We start from the raw sequence: 22,596 nt of genomic DNA, 5'->3' as shown, positions 1-22,596 counted from the left end.
GCAGCAAATGCACCCGGCGTCAAACGGACGCACTGCAGCATAGACGCCGCGTCCGTCCCTGCGTTACGCCGCCCACCGGCCGCGATTATTCTCGGCGAGAATGGGCCGGATCAGCCGGCCGAAGCGCTCGGCCTCCTCGTCATGCAGATAGCCGGACAGGCAAAACGAATGGCAGCCGGCGTCGATGAATTGCTGCAGCGTGTCGGCGCACTGGACGGGATTGCCGACGACGGCAATGCCGGCGCCCGGACGGACCTTGGTGATGCCGGTCCACAGGTGCGGCAGCAGGAGGTCGCCATGCTCGCGGGCGAGCTGCTGCACGCGCAGGTTCGCTTCCGACTTGTTGTAGAGCGTCTGGATTTCCTGCTTCTGCCGCTCCGTGGCGTGGCGCACCAGTTGATCGGCGGCTTCCCAAGCGTCAGCTTCGTTCTCGCGGCAGATTACCTGCAGCCGCATGCCGAAGCCGATGTCGTTTTCGCGGCCATGCGCACGCGCCATCTCCCTGATCTCGGCGATATTCGAGGCGATCTTTTCCGGCAGGTCGCCCCAGAACAGATGCACGTCGGAATGCTTCGCCGACAATTCCCAGGCCTGGCGCGAGCCGCCGCCGAGATAGAATTTTGGAAACGGCTGCTGGTGCGGGCGCGGCCGGATATGCGCACCGGACAGTTTATGAAACTTTCCTTCGAAGTTGAGCGGTCCGCGCGTGGTCCACAGCGCCTTGAGGATTGAGACCTCCTCTTCCATCAGTTCGTAGCGCTGTTCCTTTGGATAGCGCACGCCCTCGCCTTCGACCTCGCTCTCGTTCTGGCCGGCGATCAGATTGATGCAGATGCGCCCGCCCGACATCTGGTCGAAGGTCGAGATCATCTTCGCCAGCAGCACGGGGTTGATATAGCCGGGCCGCGCCGCAATCAGCGGCTTGATGGATGACGACCGCACCGCCATGAACGCGCCCGTGATCCAGGCCTCCCAGCACACCGAGCCGACCGGGATCAGGAGATATTCAAAACCGGCCGCTTCCGCCGCCTGCACCACGCGGTCGCACAGTTCGGGGGAGCCTGGAATCTGCGCATCCATCAGGCCATACGCCGTGGTGTCGCCATGCGTGGGCAGATACCAGCCGAATTCGAGCGGACGCATCGAGGTTTCTCCCTGTCGACACTTGTTGCCGGGTCGTTCGGCGATGAGTTTAGCGCCTGATGTGCCCGGGGCAATCGGGTTCCGCTTGCGGCGGGGTTTTCGATTTCAATCGCGCGCACGGCCAGATAGAATTTTCGGATGTCACCGGTCTCACTGTTGCTCAATATCATCTGGATCGTTCTCGGCGGCGCCTGGATGGCATTCGGCTGGCTGGTTGCCGCCGTCGTGATGGCGATCACGATCATCGGAATTCCCTGGGCGCGGGCGGCGTTCAACATCGCGGCCTACACCCTGTTCCCGTTCGGCTTCACGGCGATTTCGCGCGACGCCTATACCGGCCAGGAGGACATCGGCACCGGGCCGCTCGGGGTGATCGGCAACATCATCTGGCTGGTGCTGGCGGGATGGTGGCTGGCGCTCGGGCATGTCGTCACGGCCGTGCTGCTGGCCGTAACCATCATCGGGATTCCCTTTGCCTGGGCGCATCTGAAGCTTGCCGGAATCGCGCTATGGCCGATCGGCAAGATCATCGTTCCCACGGCTTAAGTTCAGGGTCAGCCCAAATAAGCCTTGGAGCTACTATCCCGAGGCCGCCGTTTCCGCCGGCTTCAGCCGCTCGAACTCGGCGTCGCTAACCTCGGTCTGGGCCACCAGCACGCTGCAGCGCAGGCGCTTGACCAGATAGCTGCCGATCGAGCCGAACCAGCGCGCCAGCGCCCCCTGCGGGCGGTGGCCGACGACGACGAGATGCGCGCCGATTTCTTCAGCAACCTCGGCAATTTTCTGCCCGGCATCGCCGACCTCGAGCCGCGCGGTCGGCGAAAACCCCAGCGCCTTCAGCCGCTCGGTGCCTTCGTTCAGGATGGCCTTGTAGTCCTCGGTCTGCAGTTCGATCGGGATCGTAAGCCCAGCCTCGGGCGTCATGATCGAGGAGACCTCGACGACGGCGAGCAAAAAAACCTCGGAACGGCAGAGTTGTGCGAGCTTTGCGCCCTCCCGCAACGCGCGCCGCCCCTCGACCGAACCGTCATAGGCGAGAAGAACCTTCTTATACATCGGACGTCCCCATCCATGGTCTAGAAGATCAACGCGTCAAGACTAGCACCAATTCGCCGGAGCGGATCAGAATTTTGACGGAGGACAAGGCCGCGCGCCCTGCCACCTTGGTCTATTCGCCGCCGGTTGCCGCGCCCGGCCGCGATCAAGGGGGGCCCCGATGAGGAACAGACGATGCTGCCTCAATTGCGGCCTCGCCGGGCGAATGGCTGCGCAAGCGTGTGCTAGGGACAGATATAACCGGCACCGCTGGGGTTCTTGAAACAGCCGACCGATTCCGGCAGCAGGTGCTTCGGCAGCCACAGTACGACTTCGGGAAAGAAGATGCAGAACGCGATCGCGGCAAAGAACACGATGTAAATGGGGAACGACGCCACCATCGCCCGACTAAAGCGCACCCCGACGAATTTCGACGCCATCAGCAGCGCAAGCCCGTAAGGCGGGGTGATCAGCCCGAATGCCAGCGTGACGATGATGACGACGCCCATGTGCACCGGATTGATATCGGCGTTCTTGCTCAGATCATCGATGATGGGCATGAAAATGATGATCGCGGGGATCGCATCGATGAAGTCGCCGACCACGACGAACAGGGCAACCAGCAACAGCATGATCAGGAAGGGATCGCCGCCGGCCGCCGACGAAATCCAGCCTGATACCACGGCCGGACCGCGCAGATAGGCCAGCATCCAGCCGAACACCGAGGCGGCGCCGATGGTGATGAGCGGAATGGAATAGAGCAGTCCGGTCATCGCCATGTCGCGCGGCAAGTGCTGGTAATGCCGGCGATTGAGCAACGGGATCGCCACGAACACGATGTAGGCCACGGCAATGATGCCGGCTTCGGTCGGCGTGAACTGTCCGCCCAGGATGCCGCCCATGATGATGAACGGGATCATCAGCGGCACGGCGGCCGCCTTCGTGGCGGTCGCGAATGCGCCAAACGTTGCGCGCTCGCGCTTGATGCCGACCGGCCCGAAGAAGAAGCTGTAGATCATCAGCCCGATGCCCACGAAGACGCCGGGCACCACGCCGCCGAGAAACAACCCGCCGATCGAAACGTTGCCAGTCGCGCCATACACCACGGCCATGATGCTGGGCGGAATGAGATTGGCCATTGTCGAGGCTGAGGCGATCAGCGCCGCCGTGAAGGCGAGGTCGTAACCTTCCCGCTTCATTTCCGGCGCCAGCGTTCGCGACAGGATGGCGACGTCGGCGGCGGACGAACCCGAAATGCCTGCGAAGAACATGCTGAATATCGTCACCACCTGTGCCAGACCGCCGCGCAAATGTCCGACCATCGTTTGCGACAACTTGATCATGCGGACGGTGACGTTCGCCGAGGTCATGAGATCGCCGACCAGCAGGAAGAACGGCACCGCGAGCAGGGCTTCGGTGTCCATTCCGTTGAAGAGCTGGGCCATCATCGAGGCGAGGCTGACCGGCGTGAACGCCGTCACCACCAGCACGGCCGCAATCAGGGCAAAGGCCACCGGCACGCCCATATAGCCGAGGAACAGAAAGAGAAATCCCATCAGGAAGATGAGTGCGCCATTGGTCGTCACAGCGCTTTCCTCTTCTCATCGGCGTGCGACGTCCCGGCAAAGCCGTTCTTCCAGCCGTTGATCATCTGCTCGACGGTGAAAATGGCGACCAGCAGGCCGCACAGCGGAATCGCCGCGTAGAAGCTCGACAGCGGCGTCATCGACGGCATGCGCAGGCTCTTGAAGCCGTCGAGGAAGTTCAAGTACCCGAAATAGATCATGCAGACGGCGACGCCGAGCACCACCAGCCGGTTGAACATCTCGAAGAACAGCCGCGCGTTGCCGGTCAGCGATTCCGCCAGCACGGCGAGGTAGAGATGATCGTTGCGCCGCGTCGCCGCGCCGACGCCGATGAAGATGCCATAGATGAAGAATGTCATCGTCGCCTCCTGGAGCCAGAGCCAGGGGTGGCCGATGGTGCGGGTGACAACGTCGCACATCACCAGAACCGAAAAGGCGGTTATGGCGATACCGCAGAGAATCATCAGGACCTGTTCGAGCCAGTCAAGCGCGCGCCACTTCAGATAGCGCTGCTCCTCCAGCACGAGGCTATTGAATCCGGGCATGGTCGATTCTCGAATCCACGATGAGGAAACAGCGCGGCGGGAAGCCACCGCTTCCCGCCGCGCGAGTTCTCTGCCTATTGAACGCTGCGCACCATGCCGAGGACCTTGACGGCGTTCGGTCCGAGGTCGGACGCCAGCTTGTCCTGGATCGGTTTGCTGACGGCCATAAAGCCGCTCTTGTCGACGGTCTTGACGACCTTGACGCCGATCTTCTCGAGCTTGGCCTGCGCTTCGTGCTCAAGCTTGAAGGCGGCCGTCGGCTCGTTGCGGCTGACCTCGTCGGCGGCCGCCTGCACCCATTTCTTCTGTTCGTCGCTGAGACTGCTCCATACCTTGTCGCTGACGAACAGCGCGGCATTGTTCGCTTCGTGCTCGGTGAGCGAGAGCACTGGGGCGGGTTCGTAATGCTTGTTGACGAGATAGTTGTTGATGCCGTTCTCGGCCATGTCGACCACGCCGGTCTGCAGCGAGGTGTAGACTTCGCCGAACGGCATATGCACGACCTGGGCGCCGTAGGCCGGGAAAAGGGTGTCTTCGGTCACGGTGGCCTGCACCCGCACCTTGACGCCCTTGAGGTCCGCGACCGTCTGCACCGGCTTCTTGCCGTACATGTGCCGCAGGCCTTGCGAGCCCAGCCCCAGCATATGCGCGCCCTTCATCTTGGCCGCATATAACTCCTTCATCGCCGCGATGACCGCGGGATCGCCGAGCACCTTGATGGCGTGCGCTCCATCGCGGAAGATATAGTGAAGCGAGAACACGCCAGACTCCGGTTGCGCAGTCGAGGCGTTGGCGGTCGACAGCATCACGAAATCGATGTCGCCGGTTTGGACTTTTTGCAGGGTCTGCGCCTCGGTGCCAAGCTGGGCGCCGGGATATTGATTGATCGAGAGCGTGCCCTTGCTCAGTTCGGCCAGCTTCTTGTTAAAGATTTCGGCGCCGATGCCGTAGCCGCTGTTCTTGGGCTGGTCGTAGGCGAACGAGAATTCGCGCTTTTGGGCTGATGCCGCCGACGACGCCATCGCAATGGCGGCGCCCAGCAGAATGCCGCGCGCAAACGGCAGATACCGTGAAACGGACATTGACTTTCCTCCCCTGCTTCGCCGCTTTTGCGGACTGATTTGTCGCCAGCGCCCATGGGGCCCCCGGCGTCCGTCCATTATGACCGAAGCCAGCGTGTTAACAAGATAGTCTTTTAGATTGTATACTATCTGGGCCGATGGCAGATTACCCCCATGGCGACCGCCAAAACCTCGAAAAAACTGCCTACTCGCCGCGGCGTTGCGACAATCGCCGGGATTCCCTCCCCGGCCCAGGCACAGCGCGAACCGACCGCGCATATAATTGCCAGGAAGCTCGAGGAAGACGTCGTGCTGGGCAGGCGCCATCCACGCGAGCGCCTGGTCGAGCAGGACCTGTGCGCGGCCTTCGACACCCATCGCGGCGACATCCGGCTTGCGCTGTTTGAATTGGAAAAGCGCGGTATCGTCGAGCGCATCCCGAACCGGGGCGCGATCGTGCGCGATCTCAGGCCGCGGGAGGTGAGCGAGATTTATAGTGTGCGCGAGGAACTCGAGGTGATGGCGGTGCGGATTCTGCCGTTTCCGGTCGCGAACGCCGATATTGTCAGGCTGGAAGCCGTGCAGCGCGAGCACGGCAAGGCCGTCGACGCCGGCGACCTCCTGGCCGTGTTCCACAGCAACGTGCAATTCCATCGCGCCTTGTTCGGGCTATGCGGCAATGGCTGCCTGATCGAGACCATCGAGAATCTGGCGCAAAAGGTCTCCGGTATCCGCTCCTATGCCTACGCCAATCCGGGCGCGCTGAACGACGCCCGCCGGGACCATATTGCGATGATCGAGGCCTTGCGGCATTCGCGCCGCGACGAACTGATCATGCTGACGAGGCGCCACCTCAAGCCGGCAGAGCAGGCCTATATCCGTGCCTACCGGCAACGCTTTGGCGACGGCGCAGGCGCCTGACACACCCCAAAACGATTCCTGCGGGGCCGTTGCCCCTGCCCGGCCAATCGGCTAAATGAACCCCTGATGCACCCGTAGCTCAGCTGGATAGAGCGTTGCCCTCCGAAGGCAAAGGTCACACGTTCGAATCGTGTCGGGTGCGCCACTCTACGATTTTGCACGATATTGTTGCCGGGCGTCGGAAAATGCCGCATCAAGCCGCCGACAACCGTACGTCAATCTTGCTGTCCGTCGCCTGGACGAGAAGCATCGCTAATCCGCGAGCCCCAAGACAAACGCCAAAGCAATTCCGAGCCGAGCCATGTCTTGGTTGCCGAGACGCCCGATCCTCTGCCCGATCCGTTCGCGTCTCACGGTGACCGGCTTGTCGGCCATCACCTGCGATTTGAGCCGCAATCCGTTTTCGGGGTTAGGTTCGATGGTGATGCGAAAATCCGGAGCATCGGCCAGATCGGAAGTTAACTGGCAGATCACCACTGAAGCGTGGCTCTCCGGAAAGGCATCAGTCTGCACGATAACGGCGGGACGGGGCTTGCCATAGTCACCGGCCGCCGCAACGGTCACCAGATCACCGCGTCGCATCTGCATCAAACTCGGAGACCGATTCGATCCACTTCAACGCGTCGCGCTCGCGATCCAGGTCGAGACCGGCGACCTGCTTCGCCACCCGTCGTCGCACCGCCCGCGAGCGCGGGTCGGCAATAACGAGACGCAACTCGCGCAGCCCCCGTGCGCGCCGCCGCTGCCGCATCATCTTCATCCTCTCGGCTGGCGCCGCCATAGGCTTCCTCCATCTGTAACGCGTGACAATGTAACGCGTTACAGATGAAGGCGCAAGGGTCGGGGCGAGATCCCAGGCCCGCGGGGCGCCTCCGGCGAAGCCGACAAGGCGCAGTAAGCTGCGGTATTCGCCGGGACTTTGGGTATGCCCGCGCGCTTAGTCGCATTTGCCCGTAGCGCCACGGCGAAGCAATAGTGCGCATCTTCATCGGCCGTGGCGCGCCATTTCATGCCAAACTGCGAACGTCGAGAGTCGCCTATTCCACGCTCGCAGCGGCGATAAGTGTCCGCAACGGTTCGGTTTTGCGACGCAAAAGGCGGCGCGCTATGCTGCCGTGCAAGGACTTCGACCATGAAGAAGCAAGTCCTGTTCATTCAAGGCGGAGGCGCAGGGGCTCATGATGAATGGGACAACAAGCTCGTCGATAGCTTGAGGCGAGAACTTGGGCCCGGCTACGACGTCCGCTACCCGCGCATGCCGAGCGAGGCGAATCCCAGCTATGCCGTGTGGAAGGCCGCGCTCGCGGAAGAGATCGCCGGCCTCGACGATGGCGCGATACTGATAGGCCACTCGCTTGGTGGAACGATTCTGATCAACGCACTCGCGGAGGCGCCGCCGAATCGGAAGCTTGCTGGCGTATTTCTCATCGCAGCGCCCTTTGTTGGCGCTGGCGGCTGGCCGAGTGAGGACATCAAGCCAACCGCCGACTTCGGCCGGCGACTGCCTCCAAGGACGCCGATCTATCTCTATCACGGCAGCAAGGACGACACTGCGCCGATTGGGCATGTCGATCTTTACGAGGGAGCGATACCTGGCGCGATCGTGCATCGGCTCCACGGCCGCAACCATCAGCTCAACGACGACTTGGCCGAGGTCGCCGCTGGTGTCCGCGCTTTGACATGAGGCGGGCCTGCCCAGCCGAAGCCTGCGCCGCCCCACTTTGGTCCCGGATTTGGCCTGCGGAAATTTGCGGCTTCCCCGCCTCCCGCGCGCCTGCCGTCAGCTCATGCTGCGCAGCTTGCGGAGTGGATCCGGGTATTGCCGGAAGCCGCGGAACAGAAAGCCTCATAGTAGGCTTCGAGTTCCGCAACGGCGCGATGCTCCCATTCCTTGGCTTGCGCCAGGAGGGAACAGCTATGAAGCGGCCGGAAGGCCGCGGTTTGGCGGTACAACGACGCGATGGTGCGGTATCGGCGAACGTTTTCCATGATAGCCAAGCCGTTCATATCAGGATCTCCCCATTCCTTTTCCCGGGCACGAACTTGCGGCAGAACGATTTTCGATTAGTTAGCGGGAGCAGAAGTGAGATCGTGTGGTTTCCGAACTGTTGACGGCAGACGCTCAACGGTCGGATGTGGTACGGCTCCCTCGGCATCGGCAAGCTCGACCGTTTCACTCGTCCCTGCGAGACGTCTCCGGTGACTTGGAGGAATTCCCGTTCAAACAGACGACGTCGTTCAAGGAAGGTGCGCTGCCTCCATCAAGTCCCCATACCGGGATCGACAATGCGCGGGCACAATATGCCAGTCCGATCCCGAGCAGCGATGCGCACAACATCGTGGCAGCGAACGGCCAGCTCACTCGTCTTCTCTGCGGTGAGGGCTGCAGACTGGCGGCTGCGGCTGACATTTGGTTCGAGCTGGACACTGCTCAGGATCCTGACCGGAGAATGAGGAGTTCGAAACCAGCCACCGTCGATCGCGGTGACCCGGCGTTGTTGGTCCGGCGCGCGACGCCGAACACAGCGCTACGCGCTGCTCGCGGACATCGCGCGATCTGCCGAGAGCTATTCGATGCTCAATGACGGAGAGCCCTTCGGGCAGAGCACGCAGGCGCACCCTAATGGTGCTTGTGCTGCATGACGCCACTGACTGCGGCGCCGGGATTTTCCTCGACGTTGTAGACGATCTCGACAGGGCCGGCCTTCTCGAACACCAGCGTGCCCTTGATCTTCTGGCCGATCTGGAATGGCTCCTTGAGCCCAAGCAGCAGGATACGATACGAGCCGGGTTTCAGCTCGACGGTCCTGCCGGGCTTGATCTCGATGCCGTTCGCGAGCGCGCGCGTCTTCGTCATGCCGTCCACGTCGACCACCTCGTGTACCTCGATTTGGCTCGCCGCGGGTGAGTCGCCTCCGATCAGGCGATCCGCGGTCTTTCCCTTGTTGGTGATGGTGAGATAGCCGCCCGCAATATTTGCGTCTTTCGGGGTCGGGCGCGACCAGGGATGCCCGATGTCGAGGGCGCCGACCTTGAATTCGTGCGCGCCGGCCGCGGTCGCAATGAGCACACTCGCTGCGACAAAAATGGCCGCGGCGACAAATACAAAGATATCTCTGGCGATCGTTGTCATAGTTGTCCTACTCCGATACGCGCGCTGGACCATAAGGCGTGTAGAGAAACAATCAGACGCGATTACGGCTGGTGCTCGCCGTGATTGCGGCTGCTGCCGGACGTGATTGCGGCTGCCGCGTCACGACGCGAAGAAAATCGGACGCACAACCAAGCAGCCGGGCCGCAGCTCTTTCACCATTTGCCCAACACGCGACGGCCATACAGATGCCGCGCTCGCGATGATGTCTTCGCTTTTCCGCTTCCCTTCCGTCGCCAGCGAGCCGCGCTTCTCGCACGATCCAGTCAATCTCGCGCCAGATTGCAATGGCTAATCGTCCGACAATGAGTAAAGGGGGCGTATGTGCGCGCGTATATTGCAAGGCCGGCTGCCGGTGTCTTTTCGTCCATCATGCTTTTTCTCGCAGCTCCTGCAGAAGCGCATCATCCCGGCGGCGGCGGCAATACCGGTAGTGGCGGCCCCATCAACACCATCTCGGCGGACACGCTTTCCGAAGGACTGATCGCAGCATCGGTCCGCTACGAATTCATCCGACTAGGCCAACTCAGTGACGCCGACCTGCTCGCCGCCGCAGCTAACGGCACGCACGCGCATTCGATCCGCTCGATCGACGCCGTCTCGCTTTCGGTCGCCTACGGCATCACCAATGACCTGACCGTTGCCGTGCGCGCCGCGGGCGTCCGCCGCTCGGATATCCGCGAACCCGGCGAGGACATGCTGAGCGGCGGCCACATGGGCATGATGAATGCGAGCGACATGAACAGCCTAATGAGCCCCGACGGCATCAACCGGCGCGGCAACTCGGCAGGGTTCGGCGACGTGACCATGCTCGGGCAGTATCGTTTCCACAACAATGCGCAGACCGGAACGTCCGCTGCCGTGCTCTTCGGCTTCAAGGCGCCGACCGGCAGCACCAGCCAGCGCGACAATTTCGGCCAACTGTTCGAAGCCCAGTTTCAGCCGGGCTCGGGCTCGTGGGACGGCCTGTTCGGCGCCGCCTTCACCAAGCGCACCGGCCGCTGGTCGTTCGACGTCAGCGGCCTCTATTATCTGATCAGCACGGGCACGCAGAACACCAATCTCGGCGACCGCTTCCTGTTCGGCACCGCCGTGTCGTATCGCCTGGTCGGCGCCACCGGCTCGTCGAAAGAGATGGAGCTGCACGAATACTGCATGCAGCCCCGCAACCAGTTGCAGGAGCATTGCCTCTATCACGCCAATCACGACCACAGCGACATGAAGAAGACGCCCTACACGCTCGACCTCGTTCTCGAGCTCAATGGCGAGTGGCACGACAAGCAGCGGATCGCCGGCATTCCGGATCCCAATTCGGGCGGCACCACGGTCTATCTCTCGCCCGGCGTGCGCGTGGGCTTCGACCGCTTCTCGGGCTTCGTCTCGGTCGGCGTGCCGGTCATCAACCAGCACAACGGCATTCAGTCCAAGCCGGATTATCGCGTGCTCACCGGGATCGGCGCGCGGCTGAACTGAGCCGGAGGCCGGCCGAAAGAGCTGCCGGGTTGCTCGGCTTCCAGCAGCTTTTGAAAGGGACTCGATTTTCCGTCATGGCCGGGCATAGCCGTCCGAAGGACGGCGTCGCTTCCGCTCGCCTATGCCCGGCCATCCACGTCTTTCTGACCGAAGTGAAGCAAGAACGTGGCACAAGGCCGGGCATGACGAGCTAGACGCGAAATGCCCGTCACGCCGCGCGGATGTTGCCGAGGAATTTGCCGGTTTCGGTCTCGAGCTGCTCGGATTGCGAGGTGAGCTGGGCTGCTGCATTCAGGACGAGGGTCGCGGCAGCGTCGACCTTGCTCGACGCTTCGCGTACACCCGTGATGTTTTGCATCACCTCCTGGGCGCCTTGTGCCGCCTGCTGCACGCTGCGGGCGATCTCGTTGGTCGCAGCGCCCTGCTCTTCGACGGCGGCCGCAATAGAGCCGGTGATTTCGTTCATCTGCCCGATCGTGGTGCCGATCTCGCGGATGGCATTGACCGTGGAGCCGGTCGCATCGCGAATTTCCTGGATCTGGCTGGTGATTTCGTCGGTGGCTTTGGCGGTTTGCGACGACAGCGCCTTGACCTCGTTGGCGACGACGGCAAAACCCCTGCCGGCCTCGCCGGCCCGGGCGGCCTCGATGGTCGCGTTCAAGGCCAAAAGGTTGGTCTGTCCGGCGATGGTCTGGATCAGCGACATGACCTCGCCGATCTTTTGCGAGGCCTCGACCAGGCGTCCGACCATGGCCTCGGTCCGGTTGGCCTGCCCGACCGCATTCTGGGCAATTGACGAAGACTGGGTGACCTGCCGCGCGATCTCCTGGATCGAGGACGACAATTCCTCCGCCGAGGCCGCAACCGTCTGAACGTTCGATGCGGTCTGCTCGGCCGCGGCCGCGACTTTGGCGCTCTGATCCGTCGTCCCGACCGCGATCGTGGACATTGACGAAGCGGAATCCTGCAGTTCGTCGGCGGCGGTGGCGGTGCCCCGGATCACCCCACCGATGCTGCGCTCGAAGTCGTCGGCGATTCGGGACAGAACCGTCCGCCGCTCCTCGGCGGACCGCGTCTTCATCGCTTCCTGCTCGGTGCGGAGCTGCGTGGTTTCGACCAGATGATCCCTAAAGACCTGCAGGCTTCGCGCAATCCGGCCGACCTCGTTGGTCTGGTCGACGAACGAAATGTCGACGGCAAGATTGCCCTTGGCCAGTTGGTCCATGGCCGCGCAGGTTTTGTTGAGGGGACCGACGAGGCCGCGACCAAGCCAGAATGCCGCGAATGCCGCGAATGCAAGACCGGCCAGCCCCGCGATCCCCGCCCAGATCATCCGGCGAAACACCACGGCATCGATATCGTCGACATAGGCGCCCGCCTGAAGCGCCAGCAGCTTGTCGCCGGAGCCAAAGGCCCCGACATAGGAGACCTTGCGGAGTTCGGCGCCACCGGCCGACCGGGGCGCCAGATACTCGACAAAGCCGCCACCGCCGCGCGCGGTCCGCACGATGTCCTGGATCAACAGCTTGCCGCTCTTGTCCTTGAACTCCCAGCGGTTGACGTTGATGTATTTGGGATTGGCATGCACGTAGGTGACGCCGGCGTCGGCGCTTCCGGTGCCGTAGACGCCGATATAGTCCGAGTATTCGCCCCAGCGCATCGAACTGATTGCGGCAAAGGCCATCTGGCGCGCCTTATCCGGCTCGATCTTGCCGGCCTTGGCCTCGCCGTCATAGTGGGCGAGAACCTTGGTCGCGGCCTCGACGAGATCGCGGACGGTGGTGCGCCGCTCGTCCAGGACCGCATCGCGCAAGACCAGGATCTGCAAGGCAGAGACTGCAAAGAGCACGATCGTCAGCGCCGCGATGATCATCGCAAAACGCTGATAGACGGAGAGGTTACGCATGCTGCTGGTCATCCTGCTGGTTGACGACTCGTAGCAATACAACGTTAATCGACGGTTATCGGCGCGGATGCCGCGCCGCGCCCGATCGCGGAGAATCGCGCTTGAAATGGCGGCGCCGCGGCGACACAATGCCGCCTATCCTTCAAACCTGACGCGCCGATGATCCCCGCACCGTACGGAATCGCAGGGTGCGGTATAAGAGTGATCCATCATGGCTGAAGCCGATCTCGACGTCGTCATCCGGCAAATCGCAAAAACGCAGAACAAGAGCCTGATGGCCGCCGTCAAGAAGCGGCGCGACCAGATCATGGCCCGCGCGGCCAAGGCCAAGGACAAGGAGACCCGGGACCAGTTCCGGCTGATCGCCAAGAGCACGATGCTGCTCGGCACCGCCGCGGCCAAGCGGCTGCAAAATTCGGCGGAAAACACCGCCGACAGCTACGCCCGGGCGATCAGGAACGCGGCCGAGGAAGCCGCAGCGGCAAAGGCGGCGAAAAAGCCCGCCAAGAAGAAAGAAGCCTAGCCACCAGGCTAGACGTCGCGCCGCATTGCGAATTCAAGGGGGCGGCGATTTCGCGCGGCTCTCTCAACACGTCGTCCCTGCGGAATGCAGGGACCCATACGCCGCGGCCGTCGTGTCGAAACGACGGCCAACATATTCTTTAAAAAATTACGCCCTGTGGTTTTGGGTCTCTGCGTCCGCAGGGACGACTCGCTGATGAATCCCGCTCTGGCCCGGCGCAACGCCCAGCATCTTCCGCAGCTTCTGCACCGCGCTGTCAGGCGTGGTGAGGACCGGCCGTCCCGTCGCCTCAGTGACCTCTGCTGCCACCGGCGCCATGCTGTACTGGGCGAGCGCGATGAGGTCGCATTCCCGCAGGTCTCTTGACGCTTCCACCACCAGGCGGTCATGGGTCGCGCGGTCCCCGCGGTCGAGCGCGGCCATCGCGCCTTCCACCAGTTTCGGCACCAGGTCGATCGACGGCGGAAACTCCGGCGGCATCGAGACCAGCGTCGGCGGAAACGTCGACAATAGCCCGACCTTGCGGCCCCGCGCGACCGCCTGCTCGATCATCGCCTCATTGGGCTTGAGCACCGGCATCGGGGCATGCGCGCGCGCAACCGCTTCGATGCAGGGGCCGAACGCGGAGCAGGTGAACAGGATCGCGTCCGATCCGGTGCCGGCCGCGTAGCGTCCGAGCCGGAGGAAGCGCTCGGTCATGGCGTCGGTGAGCCCGCCGTCGCGCGCCAGATCGGCCGACAGGCTGTCGTCGAGCAGGTTCATCAGGCGGGCGTCCGGCCAAAGCCTGGCGAAGGAGGCCTCGATCGGCACAATCGAATGTTTCAGGGCGTGGATCAGGGTAATGCGCATGCGGATCAGTCTGGCTGCGGCGCGGCCGGTGTCAACCCGACGCACCGCAGCGGCTTTTTGTTTGACGCGTTTTCCTTACGCGAACCGGTAACCACCCCGGATCAAGTCCGGGGCAGGCTTTCGCTCAAAAAAACGCTATGCGCTTTTACTTGAACGGCAGCGCATACATCAGGCCGCCCTTGCTCCAGGTCGCGTTCAGGCCGCGATCGAGCTTCAGCGGGCTCGCCTTGCCGACATTGCGCTCAAAGATCTCGCCGTAATTGCCGCCCGCCTTGATCGCCTGCAGCATCCACTTGTTGTCGAGGCCCAACCGCGATCCGAGATCGCCTGACGTGCCGAGCAGCCGCTGGATGGCCGGAATGCTGCTGGACTTCGCCATCTCGTCGGCATTGGCAGCGGTGACGCCAAGCTCTTCCGCCTCGATCAGGCCGTAGTGCAGCCAGGCGATGATGTCGGTCCACGCTTCGTCGCCGTTGCGGGTGAACGGACCGAGCGGCTCCTTGCTGATGGTCTGCTGCAGAACGACATAGTCGGCAGGGTTCGAGGCCGCCGTGGTGACGGCGCCCGCCAGGGCGGACGCGTCCTGGGTCATGGCATCGCAGCGCCCGCCGAAAAAGGTCTGGTACATGGTGTCGGTGCGGTCGAACACCAGCGGCTTCCATTCGATGCCGTTGGCGCGGCCGTAATCGCCGAGCGTGACTTCGTGGGTCGTGCCCTGCGCGACGCAGACGGTGGCGCCGTTCAGGCCCTTGAGGTCCTTCACGCCGGCATCGGCACGCACGACGAACCCCTGGCCGTCGTAGAAATTGACCGGGCCCTGCCGCAACCCAAGCGTCACGCCGCGCAGATAGGTCTGGGTCGAGTTGCGATAGAGCACGTCGATTTCGCCCGACTGCAGCGCGGTGAAGCGGTTCTGCGCCGTGAGCGCGACGTATCGCACTTTTTTGGCATCGCCGAGCACGCCGGCTGCCAAAGCGCGGCAATAGTCGACGTCGAGCCCCTTGTAATTGCCTTGCGAGTCCGGCGTCGAGAAGCCGCGCAAAGCCGATGCTGACGCCGCACACCAGCGTGCCGCGCTGCTTGACCGTATCCAGCGTTGCAGCCTGCACGGTCAGGCACGACGCCGCGAGCAAGCCTATAGCGATAACAATCTTCTTCATACTGCTCCTCCTGCTAATGACCCACACTCTTCAACGCGCTGTCGACCGCGCGCCCCAAGCGGTCGACAATCATGTCGATATCGTCCGACGTCGCGATATAGGGCGGCGCGAGCAGGACATGATCGCCGCTGCGGCCGTCCACGGTCCCGCCGGCGGGATAGCAGCCAAGCCCGCCTTCGAACGCGACGGCTTTGATCCGCTGGTTCAATTTCAGCGCAGGATCGAACGGCGCGCGGGTGGCGCGATCGGCGACCAGTTCGATGGCCTGGAACAGGCCGCGGCCCCTGATGTCGCCGACATGGCGGTGATTGCCGAAACGCTCGGTCAGCCGTCGCTCGAGCTGCGCACCGAGGCTCTTGACCCTGTCGAGCAGTTGCTCGTCATCGATCACCCGCTGCACTTCCAGCGCCGCAGCGCAGGCCAGCGGATGAGCCAGATAGGTATGGCCGTGCAGGAACGCACCCGAACCGTCGCGGATGACATCGACGATGCGCCCGCTCGCAAGCATGGCGCCGATCGGCTGATAGCCGCCGCCCAGTCCCTTGGCGATCGCCTGGATATCGGGCGCGATGCCTTCCTGTTCCCAGGCGTGGCGGGTGCCGGTGCGGCCCATGCCGCACATTACCTCGTCGAGGATGACGAGCGCGCCGTGCCGATCGCAGATTTCGCGAACGGCACGGAAATATCCCTCCGGCGCCGGCACGCAGCCGGCGGTCGCGCCCACCACCGGCTCGGCGATGAACGCGGCCACGCTCTCCGGGCCAAGACGCTGAAATTCCGTCTCCAGCTCGGCCGCGAGGCGGGCCACAAAATCCGCCTCGGATTCGCTGTCGCGTTTTTCGTGATAGGCGAATGCCGGCGTTACATGGCTGAAGGCCGTTGACAGTAGCGGAGCATAGGGCTCGCGACGCCAGGCGTTGCCGCCGGCAGCCAGCGCACCCAGCGTATTGCCGTGATAGCCCTGGCGGCGCGCGATGAAGTGCCGGCGCTGCGGCTGGCCTATCTCGACAAAATATTGCCGCGCCAGTTTGATGCCGGCTTCGATCGCTTCCGAACCGCCGCTGACGAGATAGGCGTAAGCGAGCCCGCCGGGCTCGTGACCCACGAGCTTGTCGGCCAGCGCCTCGGCCGGCTCCGACGAGAAAAAGCTGGTGTGGGCATAGGCGAGCTTCGAGGCTTGCCGCGCCATGGCCTCGAGCACGCGCGGATGCTGATGGCCGAGACAGGAGACGGCAGCGCCACCGGACGCATCCAAAATCCGCCGGCCATTCTCGCCAATCAGCCAGACGCCCTCGCCGCCGATCGCCTTCGGCGGGCTTTCACGCAGGCTTCGATGCAGCACCCGGCTTCGGCTCGCACCCATGATGGTCAACCCTCCTCGGCGACATATTGCGACATCGCGGCCAACCGGCCTTCGGTTTCCTCAAGGCGGCGCTTTGCCTTGGCGCCGCCGAGCACGAAGCTGACCGCGGCCAGCGACTGCGCAATCGCAATGGCGCCGGTCAGGCTCGGGAAGAATCCCGGCGATGCGGCGGCCTCATAGAGCAGCAGATGATCGGCACCCTCCGCCATCGGCGCAGTGATCGCGTCGGCAATCGCGACCAGCGTGGCGCCGGAATCATGCGCCGCGCGCGCCGACAACACGCTGGCCCTGGAATAGGGTGCAAAGCCGATGACCACGACCGCGTCACCGCGCTGGAAGGCGCCGAGGTCGAGATCCTCCGGCCCGGAGCCGCCGACCAGTTGCACTTCGTCAGAGCGGAACAGCCGGAGCTGATAAGTGAGCAGTTCGGCCACGCTGCGGCAGCTTCGAAACCCGGCGATCCAGATTCGCCGCGCGGCGTGCAAGGCCGTGGCCGCTTCGGCCACTGAGCCAGTGGAAATGCGCGCAAGGCCTGCCGCCTCGGCGTCGAGCTTGTCGGCGACCAGCGAGATCTCGGCGTGGGGGCCCTTGCGGCCGCCGCGGGTGCGAGCCGAAAAGGGCTGGGCCGGTGCCGGCCGGCGCGCCTCGGTCAACGCGGCGCGCAACTCATCCCATCCGGAATAGCCCAACGCTTTCGCCAGACGCGTGAAGGCGGCGGGATCGGCGCCGGCCTCGGCGGCCAGATCGCGCATCGAACGCGTGGTGGCGTCGTAATCATTGGCGGCGACGAAGCGCCCGACCTGCTGCAGCCGCGCCGGAAGCGACGGCAACGCACTGCACAATTCGTTGAGCGGCGAAGATTTCGGGTGCGGTTGCGCCATGAAACATATGTTGCATATATCCAATTTTGGTGCAACATTTGAAATGCGCCCGCCCCGGGGGCGCATGGCCGAAGATCGCTGTTGCCAGAAGGATCCTTGTGCTGTGACGATATCGACGCCCGAGTTCCGCCGCCGCAGGCAACTGCGCTTCTCGCTGAACCGCCAGCAGATCACCGGCCTCCTCTGGCAGGTCGTGGTGATCGGGATCGCGGTCGCGATCGTCGCCTTCCTGTGGTCGAACGCCCTGCACAATCTGTCGGTACGCCGGATTTCGACCGGTTTTGCCTTTCTCGGCCGCGAAGCCGGGATGCCGATCGCGGACACCTGGCTCGCCTACAGCCCGAAGGACCCTTACGTCCGCGCCTTCATTGTCGGCATCGTCAATACGCTCCGCGTCGCCGTGATCGGCATCGTGCTGGCCACCGTGCTCGGCACGCTGATCGGCATTGCACGGCTGTCGTCGAACTGGCTGCTGTCGCGGCTCGCCGCCGCCTATGTCGAACTGCTCCGCGACATTCCCCTGCTGCTGCAATTGTTGTTCTGGTACGTGCTGATGCAGGGATTGCCGGCGGCGCGGACCGCATGGAAGCCGATCGAGGGTGTCTTTCTCTCCAACCGGGGCCTGGTGCTTCCATCAATCCCGATTGCGGAAGCAAACCTCTGGGTGATCGCAGCCGTCGTGGCCGGGCTGACCGCGCTCTATCTACTGCGGCGGCAATTGATGGCGCGGCAGATGGCCGACGGCAAGGTACGCCATCTCTGGCCCTACGCGCTGGCGCTCGTCGTCGGATTTCCGGCGCTGGTGTCGTTCAGCCTCGGTGCATCCTGGACCATCACGATGCCGGAATTGCGCGGCTTCAATTTCGTCGGCGGGCTGACGCTGGCGCCGGAATATTTCGCGCTGCTGATCGCGCTCGTTACCTACACGTCGGCCTTCATCGCCGAGATCGTCCGTAGCGGCATCCAGTCCGTTCCCATAGGCCAATGGGATGCGGCAAACGCGCTCGGTCTGCGCCGGAGCTTTGTGCTCCAGCGCATCGTATTGCCGCAGGCGCTGCGCGTCATCATTCCGCCGATGACCAGTCAGTACCTCAACCTCACCAAGAATTCCTCGCTGGCCGTCGCGGTCGGCTACCAGGACGTCGTGTCGATCGCCAACACGACGCTGAACCAGACCGGCCAAGCCATTGAAGCCATCGCGCTCATCATGATGGTGTTCCTGACGATCAGCCTCGGTATCAGCCTGTTCATGAACTGGTACAATGCGCGCATCGCGCTGGTGGAGCGCTGATCCCATGACGTCGATATCAGACGCTCCGCAAAATCCGCTGCCGTTCAACGGCGCGCGTTCGCGCAAAGTCCTGGGCAGGCGCGTCATCCGCTGGCTGCGCACCAACCTGTTCGCCTCGGTCACGTCCTCGGTCATCAGCGTGCTCCTGATCGCGCTGCTCGGCAAGGCGCTGGTGAGCCTCGTGCAATGGGGCTACTGGAATGCGGTCTGGTCGGTGCCCAGCGACCAGACCGGCGCCTGCCGGTCGATCCGCGGGCTCGGCGCCTGCTGGGCCGTGATCCCCGAAAAATACCGCTTCATCCTGTTCGGCACCTATCCGTTCAGCGAGCAATGGCGGCCGGCTCTGGTGTGCCTGACATTCATTGCACTGTTTTATGTGTCGAGCCGGCGGAGCTGGTGGCGCAAGGAGTTGGTGCTGATCTGGGCGGCCGCACTGGCGCTGATCGGCGTGCTGATGTGGGGCGGCATCGCAGGACTGACCTATGTGTCGCAGGACCGCTGGGGCGGGCTGCCGGTGACGCTGATCCTTGCCACGTTCGGGCTCGCCTTCGGCTTTCCGCTCGGTATCGTCGTGGCGCTGGGCCGCCGCTCGAAACTTCCTGCGATCCGCTCGCTCTGCGTGCTCTATGTCGAACTGATCCGCGGCGTCCCGCTGATCAGCCTGCTGTTCATGGCGAGCGTGATGTTTCCGCTGTTCCTGCCCGACGGCGTCAACATCGATAAATTGCTGCGGGCGCAGATCGCGTTCGTGCTGTATGCCGGCGCCTATCTCGCCGAAGTCATTCGCGGCGGGCTGCAGGCCATTCCGAGAGGGCAGCACGACGCCGCCGACGCGCTCGGGCTCACTTATTGGAAGAAGAACGGCCTGATCATCCTGCCGCAGGCGATCCGCCACGTGATCCCGCCGCTGGTAAACACGTTCATCGCCTTCTTCAAGGACACCAGCCTGGTGCTGATCATCGGCATCTTCGACCTGCTGACGACGGCGAAGACGTCGATCATCGATCCCGCCTGGCAGCCGTTCAGCATCGAAGTCTATATATTCGTAGCGGTGATCTACTTCCTGTTCTGCTTCGCGATGTCGCGCTACAGCCGGCGTCTGGAGGCGCAGGCCCGGCCGGGTTGACAGCGGCGATGGGCGGCGCGTCAGCGCCGCTACACCTTCACCAGGCTTTCGAACCCGCCATAGATCATCCGCTTGCCGTCGAACGGCGGCGGCGATTTCGGATCCATCATCGAGGTGAGCCGCGGGTCCGCCATTACCTTGGCGTTGATCTTGTCGCGCTGGGCGCGCGACTTGTAGGTGATCCAGGAGAATATCACGGTCTCGCCCGGCTTGAGCTTGACGCTGCGCGGGAAGGAGGTGCGCTTGCCGACCTTGACGTCGTCGGCGACCCATTCGCGGTAATCAAGCGCACCGTATTCACGCCAGAGCTTGCCGCACTTCTTCGATAGCGCGACATATTCCGCGAGCTTTTTCTTCGGCACGGCGACGATGAAGCCATCGACGTAAGGCATGGGGATTGCTCTCCGTTGTTTTTCCCTGGTTATCAGGAGCGGATGTTTGCCATCATTCCGGGATGGTGCGTTGGCGCCAGACCTCACGTGCGCAATCGCGCACTATAGTCCGACGCTTCGCATCGCCCCGGAATGACGAGGACAAACACTCACTCAGCTATGACAACAGGATGCCTGAACCGGCGCCGGCTGGTATTGGTCACGTAGCCGCACCCAGTCCATCGGATAGGGCAGGCCTTCCTCATGACGCCCGAGCGGCGTCAGGTCGAGGTAATGGTAGGCGGCGTTCATCATGTCGAGGCCGCGCGAGTAACAGGAATAGGTGTGGAAGATGTTCCCGGCCTCGTCGCGATAGAACACGCTGATTCCGGGCGCTTCCTCGCCTCCGAAGCGAGTGGTTCCGAAATTGTAGTTGCCGCCTCGCTCGATTTGCTCCGGCGTAAACGAAACGCCGTAGTCGTAGTTGAACTCGTTTGAGCCTGACGACAGCCAGTCAAACGTCCAGCCCATCCGCTGCTTGAAGGCGACGAGCTTTTGCAGCGGCGCGCGCGAGACCGCGACCATAGTGGTGTCGCGGGCGGCCAGATGCGGGATCATGCGCTCGAAGCCGTCGGCCCAGAACGAGCAGCTCTTGCAGGCCTCGTTCCAGTCGGGCGCGAACATGACGTGCTGAACCACGAGCTGGCTGCGTCCCTTGAAGAGGTCGGCCAACGACGCCTTTCCATTCGGCCCGTCGAACACATAATCCCTGTCGACCTTGACCCATGGCAGCGCGCGGCGCTCCTCGGCCAGGCGCTCGCGCGCTTTGGTGTATTCCTTCTCATGCGCAAGGTGGGCCTTGCGGGCGGCGATCCATTCCTCGCGGGAAACGATGGCGTGCATGGGCGACTCCTCCGTTCAGGCCAGATAGCTTTCGAGCTTGGCCAGCAGTTCCATCCATCCGCGCTCGTGATTGTCGCGCGCGGTCGCATCCGCGAACTGCGCGTGATGGAAGGTTAGCAGTGTGCCGGCACCGTCGGGCTTCAATGTTAGGGTCACCAGCGATTCCCGCTCCGGCGTCGAATGCCACGCCCAGCTAAAAACGAGACGCTGGTTCGGAACGACCTCGCGATAGACGCCGCCGACCTCGTTGTACGTGCCGTTGGCGTTGAAGCTGATGCGATAACGACCGCCGACGCGCAGATTGATGTCGGCCTTGACCGAGCCTTCCTCGACCGATCCGGGCCCGAACCATTGCACTAGCCTTTGCGGGTCGGCCCACGCGGCGTAGACTTTTTCGGGCGCCGCGGCGAGACGTCGCGTGAGCGTGAGGCTTGGCCGCGCAGCGAGTTCGGCGTCGCGGGCAGGGTCGTGCTTGGCAAGGCTTGACTGGGTGGCCATGGGTCTTCCTCCACAAAAGCGGCAAGGCGGTCGAGAGCATCGGACCAGAAGCGCTGGTAGCGATTGAGCCACTCCATCGCCTGCTCCATCGGCTGGGCGGTCAACCGGCACGCGACCGTGCGGCCGGTCTTTTCGCGCGCAATCAGGCCGGCGTCCGACAGCACATCGAGATGCTTCATGATCGCGGGCAGCGACATCGAGAACGGCTGCGCCAGCTCGCTGACCGAAAGGCTTTCGCGGTCGCCGAGCCGCGCCAGCAGTGCGCGCCGGGTCGGATCCGACAGCGCGGCAAACGTGCGGTCCAGAACGTGTTCCTGATACTTAACCATCAGGTTTAGTATAGACGCAAACGAACCGCGGTCAAGCCGTTTGCATCACGAAGTTGAGAGTTGTGAGGATGGAAATGCGGATGGCCGGATCATTCCGCGCAACTAGCTTTCGCGCGTCAGTCCGGCCATCCCGGGAAGGATTCGCGAGGTCCGGTCAATAGTCCCGATAAACCCGCATCCGCCGCTGCTGTCCGAAGGCAACGCGGGGATTGACGTTGCAATAAAGCGCCCGTCCGGACGCCGACGCCATGCACTGGCTATAGCTGCTGTAGGAGCAGTCGCCGGGGACGCCGATGCCCCGGCCCTGGAGGCAGTAGGGATAATCGTACGCCGCCGCCGGCGAGCTGCCCGCCACCGTGGCGACTGTCGCGGCCGACAGCGCCAATACCGCTAACATTGCATTGCGCATCATCGATCTCCTTCACGTGACGCAAAAGCCGCGTCGCCTTTGCCATAAAACACCGCGGCCGCGCCAATGTTC

General features: G+C 63.3%; 25 protein-coding genes, 1 tRNA gene and 1 pseudogene. 8 read left to right on the top strand and 19 right to left on the bottom strand.

The genetic code is table 11. The annotated features are described in order from the left end of the window. Positions 1–63: 63 nt before the first annotated feature. On the bottom strand, positions 64–1,143 hold the full coding sequence (locus V1288_RS12880) for an LLM class flavin-dependent oxidoreductase (RefSeq protein ID WP_334357389.1): 1,080 nt from the start codon (positions 1,141–1,143) through the stop codon (positions 64–66). 138 nt (positions 1,144–1,281) lie between these two features. Between V1288_RS12880 and V1288_RS12875 the strand changes: the two genes are divergently transcribed. After that, on the top strand, positions 1,282–1,689 hold the full coding sequence (locus V1288_RS12875) for a YccF domain-containing protein (protein ID WP_334357388.1): 408 nt from the start codon (positions 1,282–1,284) through the stop codon (positions 1,687–1,689). 33 nt (positions 1,690–1,722) lie between these two features. On the opposite strand, the gene V1288_RS12870 is transcribed toward V1288_RS12875, so the two are convergent. From V1288_RS12870 to V1288_RS12855, 4 genes are all read right to left on the bottom strand, one after another. Continuing rightward, positions 1,723–2,199, bottom strand: a complete 477-nt coding sequence (locus V1288_RS12870) for a universal stress protein (protein ID WP_334357387.1) — start codon at positions 2,197–2,199, stop codon at positions 1,723–1,725. A 224-nt stretch (positions 2,200–2,423) separates the two neighbouring features. Next, a complete protein-coding gene (locus V1288_RS12865; protein ID WP_334361294.1) occupies positions 2,424–3,734 on the bottom strand; it encodes a TRAP transporter large permease in 1,311 nt (436 codons plus the stop codon). Between the two features lie 26 nt (positions 3,735–3,760). Then, entirely contained in the window at positions 3,761–4,309 is a 549-nt protein-coding gene (locus V1288_RS12860) for a TRAP transporter small permease (RefSeq protein WP_334357386.1), read from the bottom strand. Positions 4,310–4,383: 74 nt separating this feature from the next. Beyond that, positions 4,384–5,391: a TRAP transporter substrate-binding protein gene (locus V1288_RS12855; RefSeq protein ID WP_334357385.1), complete on the bottom strand. Its 1,008-nt coding sequence runs from the start codon at positions 5,389–5,391 to the stop codon at positions 4,384–4,386. Between the two features lie 153 nt (positions 5,392–5,544). Between V1288_RS12855 and V1288_RS12850 the strand changes: the two genes are divergently transcribed. Together V1288_RS12850 and V1288_RS12845 are read left to right on the top strand one after the other, a co-directional pair. Further along, positions 5,545–6,291 (top strand): GntR family transcriptional regulator, encoded by a 747-nt coding sequence (locus V1288_RS12850; RefSeq protein WP_334357384.1) that lies wholly within the window; start codon positions 5,545–5,547, stop codon positions 6,289–6,291. Positions 6,292–6,359: 68 nt separating this feature from the next. Next, positions 6,360–6,436 (top strand) — tRNA-Arg (locus tag V1288_RS12845). Between the two features lie 107 nt (positions 6,437–6,543). Here V1288_RS12845 and V1288_RS12840 read toward each other — a convergent pair. Together V1288_RS12840 and V1288_RS12835 are read right to left on the bottom strand one after the other, a co-directional pair. Then, positions 6,544–6,879 (bottom strand): type II toxin-antitoxin system PemK/MazF family toxin, encoded by a 336-nt coding sequence (locus tag V1288_RS12840; protein WP_442894183.1) that lies wholly within the window; start codon positions 6,877–6,879, stop codon positions 6,544–6,546. Next, a complete protein-coding gene (locus tag V1288_RS12835) occupies positions 6,860–7,072 on the bottom strand; it encodes a hypothetical protein (RefSeq protein ID WP_334357383.1) in 213 nt (70 codons plus the stop codon). The genes V1288_RS12840 and V1288_RS12835 overlap by 20 nt, the downstream gene beginning before the upstream one ends. 351 nt (positions 7,073–7,423) lie before the next feature. On the opposite strand from V1288_RS12835, the gene V1288_RS12830 reads away from it, so the two are divergent. Then, complete coding sequence (locus V1288_RS12830) at positions 7,424–7,975, top strand: alpha/beta fold hydrolase (RefSeq protein WP_334357382.1); 552 nt, start codon at positions 7,424–7,426, stop codon at positions 7,973–7,975. Positions 7,976–8,076: 101 nt separating this feature from the next. Here the strand turns inward: V1288_RS12830 and V1288_RS12825 are convergent, their stop codons facing one another. Together V1288_RS12825 and V1288_RS12820 are read right to left on the bottom strand one after the other, a co-directional pair. Beyond that, positions 8,077–8,298 (bottom strand): hypothetical protein, encoded by a 222-nt coding sequence (locus V1288_RS12825; protein WP_334357381.1) that lies wholly within the window; start codon positions 8,296–8,298, stop codon positions 8,077–8,079. Between the two features lie 613 nt (positions 8,299–8,911). Next, positions 8,912–9,424: a copper chaperone PCu(A)C gene (locus V1288_RS12820; RefSeq protein ID WP_334357380.1), complete on the bottom strand. Its 513-nt coding sequence runs from the start codon at positions 9,422–9,424 to the stop codon at positions 8,912–8,914. 342 nt (positions 9,425–9,766) lie between these two features. On the opposite strand from V1288_RS12820, the gene V1288_RS12815 reads away from it, so the two are divergent. After that, a complete protein-coding gene (locus V1288_RS12815; RefSeq protein ID WP_334357379.1) occupies positions 9,767–10,915 on the top strand; it encodes a transporter in 1,149 nt (382 codons plus the stop codon). 208 nt (positions 10,916–11,123) lie between these two features. Here the strand turns inward: V1288_RS12815 and V1288_RS12810 are convergent, their stop codons facing one another. Beyond that, on the bottom strand, positions 11,124–12,821 hold the full coding sequence (locus V1288_RS12810) for a methyl-accepting chemotaxis protein (protein ID WP_334357378.1): 1,698 nt from the start codon (positions 12,819–12,821) through the stop codon (positions 11,124–11,126). A 211-nt stretch (positions 12,822–13,032) separates the two neighbouring features. Between V1288_RS12810 and V1288_RS12805 the strand changes: the two genes are divergently transcribed. Beyond that, positions 13,033–13,344: a hypothetical protein gene (locus V1288_RS12805; protein WP_334357377.1), complete on the top strand. Its 312-nt coding sequence runs from the start codon at positions 13,033–13,035 to the stop codon at positions 13,342–13,344. Positions 13,345–13,491: 147 nt separating this feature from the next. Here the strand turns inward: V1288_RS12805 and V1288_RS12800 are convergent, their stop codons facing one another. From V1288_RS12800 to V1288_RS12785, 4 genes and pseudogenes are all read right to left on the bottom strand, one after another. Further along, positions 13,492–14,193 carry an aspartate/glutamate racemase family protein gene (locus V1288_RS12800; RefSeq protein ID WP_334361292.1) on the bottom strand — a complete coding sequence of 234 codons (702 nt, stop codon included), beginning with the start codon at positions 14,191–14,193 and terminating at the stop codon, positions 13,492–13,494. Between the two features lie 145 nt (positions 14,194–14,338). Continuing rightward, a pseudogene (locus tag V1288_RS12795) lies at positions 14,339–15,353 on the bottom strand (amino acid ABC transporter substrate-binding protein). A 13-nt stretch (positions 15,354–15,366) separates the two neighbouring features. Continuing rightward, a complete protein-coding gene (locus V1288_RS12790) occupies positions 15,367–16,716 on the bottom strand; it encodes an aspartate aminotransferase family protein (protein ID WP_334357376.1) in 1,350 nt (449 codons plus the stop codon). A 5-nt stretch (positions 16,717–16,721) separates the two neighbouring features. Then, positions 16,722–17,597, bottom strand: a complete 876-nt coding sequence (locus tag V1288_RS12785; RefSeq protein ID WP_334357375.1) for a MurR/RpiR family transcriptional regulator — start codon at positions 17,595–17,597, stop codon at positions 16,722–16,724. Between the two features lie 103 nt (positions 17,598–17,700). On the opposite strand from V1288_RS12785, the gene V1288_RS12780 reads away from it, so the two are divergent. Both V1288_RS12780 and V1288_RS12775 read left to right on the top strand, forming a co-directional pair. Then, the gene (locus V1288_RS12780; RefSeq protein WP_442893943.1) at positions 17,701–18,888 is read left to right on the top strand and encodes an amino acid ABC transporter permease; all 1,188 of its coding nucleotides are present in this window, start codon (positions 17,701–17,703) and stop codon (positions 18,886–18,888) included. A gap of 4 nt (positions 18,889–18,892) precedes the next feature. Next, positions 18,893–20,014, top strand: a complete 1,122-nt coding sequence (locus tag V1288_RS12775) for an amino acid ABC transporter permease (protein WP_334357374.1) — start codon at positions 18,893–18,895, stop codon at positions 20,012–20,014. Positions 20,015–20,043: 29 nt separating this feature from the next. On the opposite strand, the gene V1288_RS12770 is transcribed toward V1288_RS12775, so the two are convergent. The 5 genes from V1288_RS12770 to V1288_RS12750 form a co-directional block, all read right to left on the bottom strand. Next, positions 20,044–20,406, bottom strand: a complete 363-nt coding sequence (locus V1288_RS12770; protein ID WP_334357373.1) for a DUF1428 domain-containing protein — start codon at positions 20,404–20,406, stop codon at positions 20,044–20,046. 153 nt (positions 20,407–20,559) lie between these two features. Further along, entirely contained in the window at positions 20,560–21,288 is a 729-nt protein-coding gene (locus tag V1288_RS12765; protein WP_334357372.1) for a DUF899 domain-containing protein, read from the bottom strand. A gap of 15 nt (positions 21,289–21,303) precedes the next feature. Further along, positions 21,304–21,645 carry an SRPBCC family protein gene (locus V1288_RS12760; protein WP_334357371.1) on the bottom strand — a complete coding sequence of 114 codons (342 nt, stop codon included), beginning with the start codon at positions 21,643–21,645 and terminating at the stop codon, positions 21,304–21,306. Next, on the bottom strand, positions 21,645–22,115 hold the full coding sequence (locus V1288_RS12755) for an ArsR/SmtB family transcription factor (protein WP_334357370.1): 471 nt from the start codon (positions 22,113–22,115) through the stop codon (positions 21,645–21,647). The genes V1288_RS12760 and V1288_RS12755 overlap by 1 nt, the downstream gene beginning before the upstream one ends. A 154-nt stretch (positions 22,116–22,269) precedes the next feature. Next, positions 22,270–22,524 carry a DUF3551 domain-containing protein gene (locus V1288_RS12750; protein WP_442893942.1) on the bottom strand — a complete coding sequence of 85 codons (255 nt, stop codon included), beginning with the start codon at positions 22,522–22,524 and terminating at the stop codon, positions 22,270–22,272. Between the last annotated feature and the right edge of the window lie 72 nt (positions 22,525–22,596).

It is taken from the genome of Bradyrhizobium sp. AZCC 2176 (assembly GCF_036924645.1).
GTDB lineage: Bacteria > Pseudomonadota > Alphaproteobacteria > Rhizobiales > Xanthobacteraceae > Bradyrhizobium.
The sequence above is the reverse complement of the archived record's forward strand: the minus strand, read 5'-3'. Positions and strand labels throughout refer to the sequence as shown.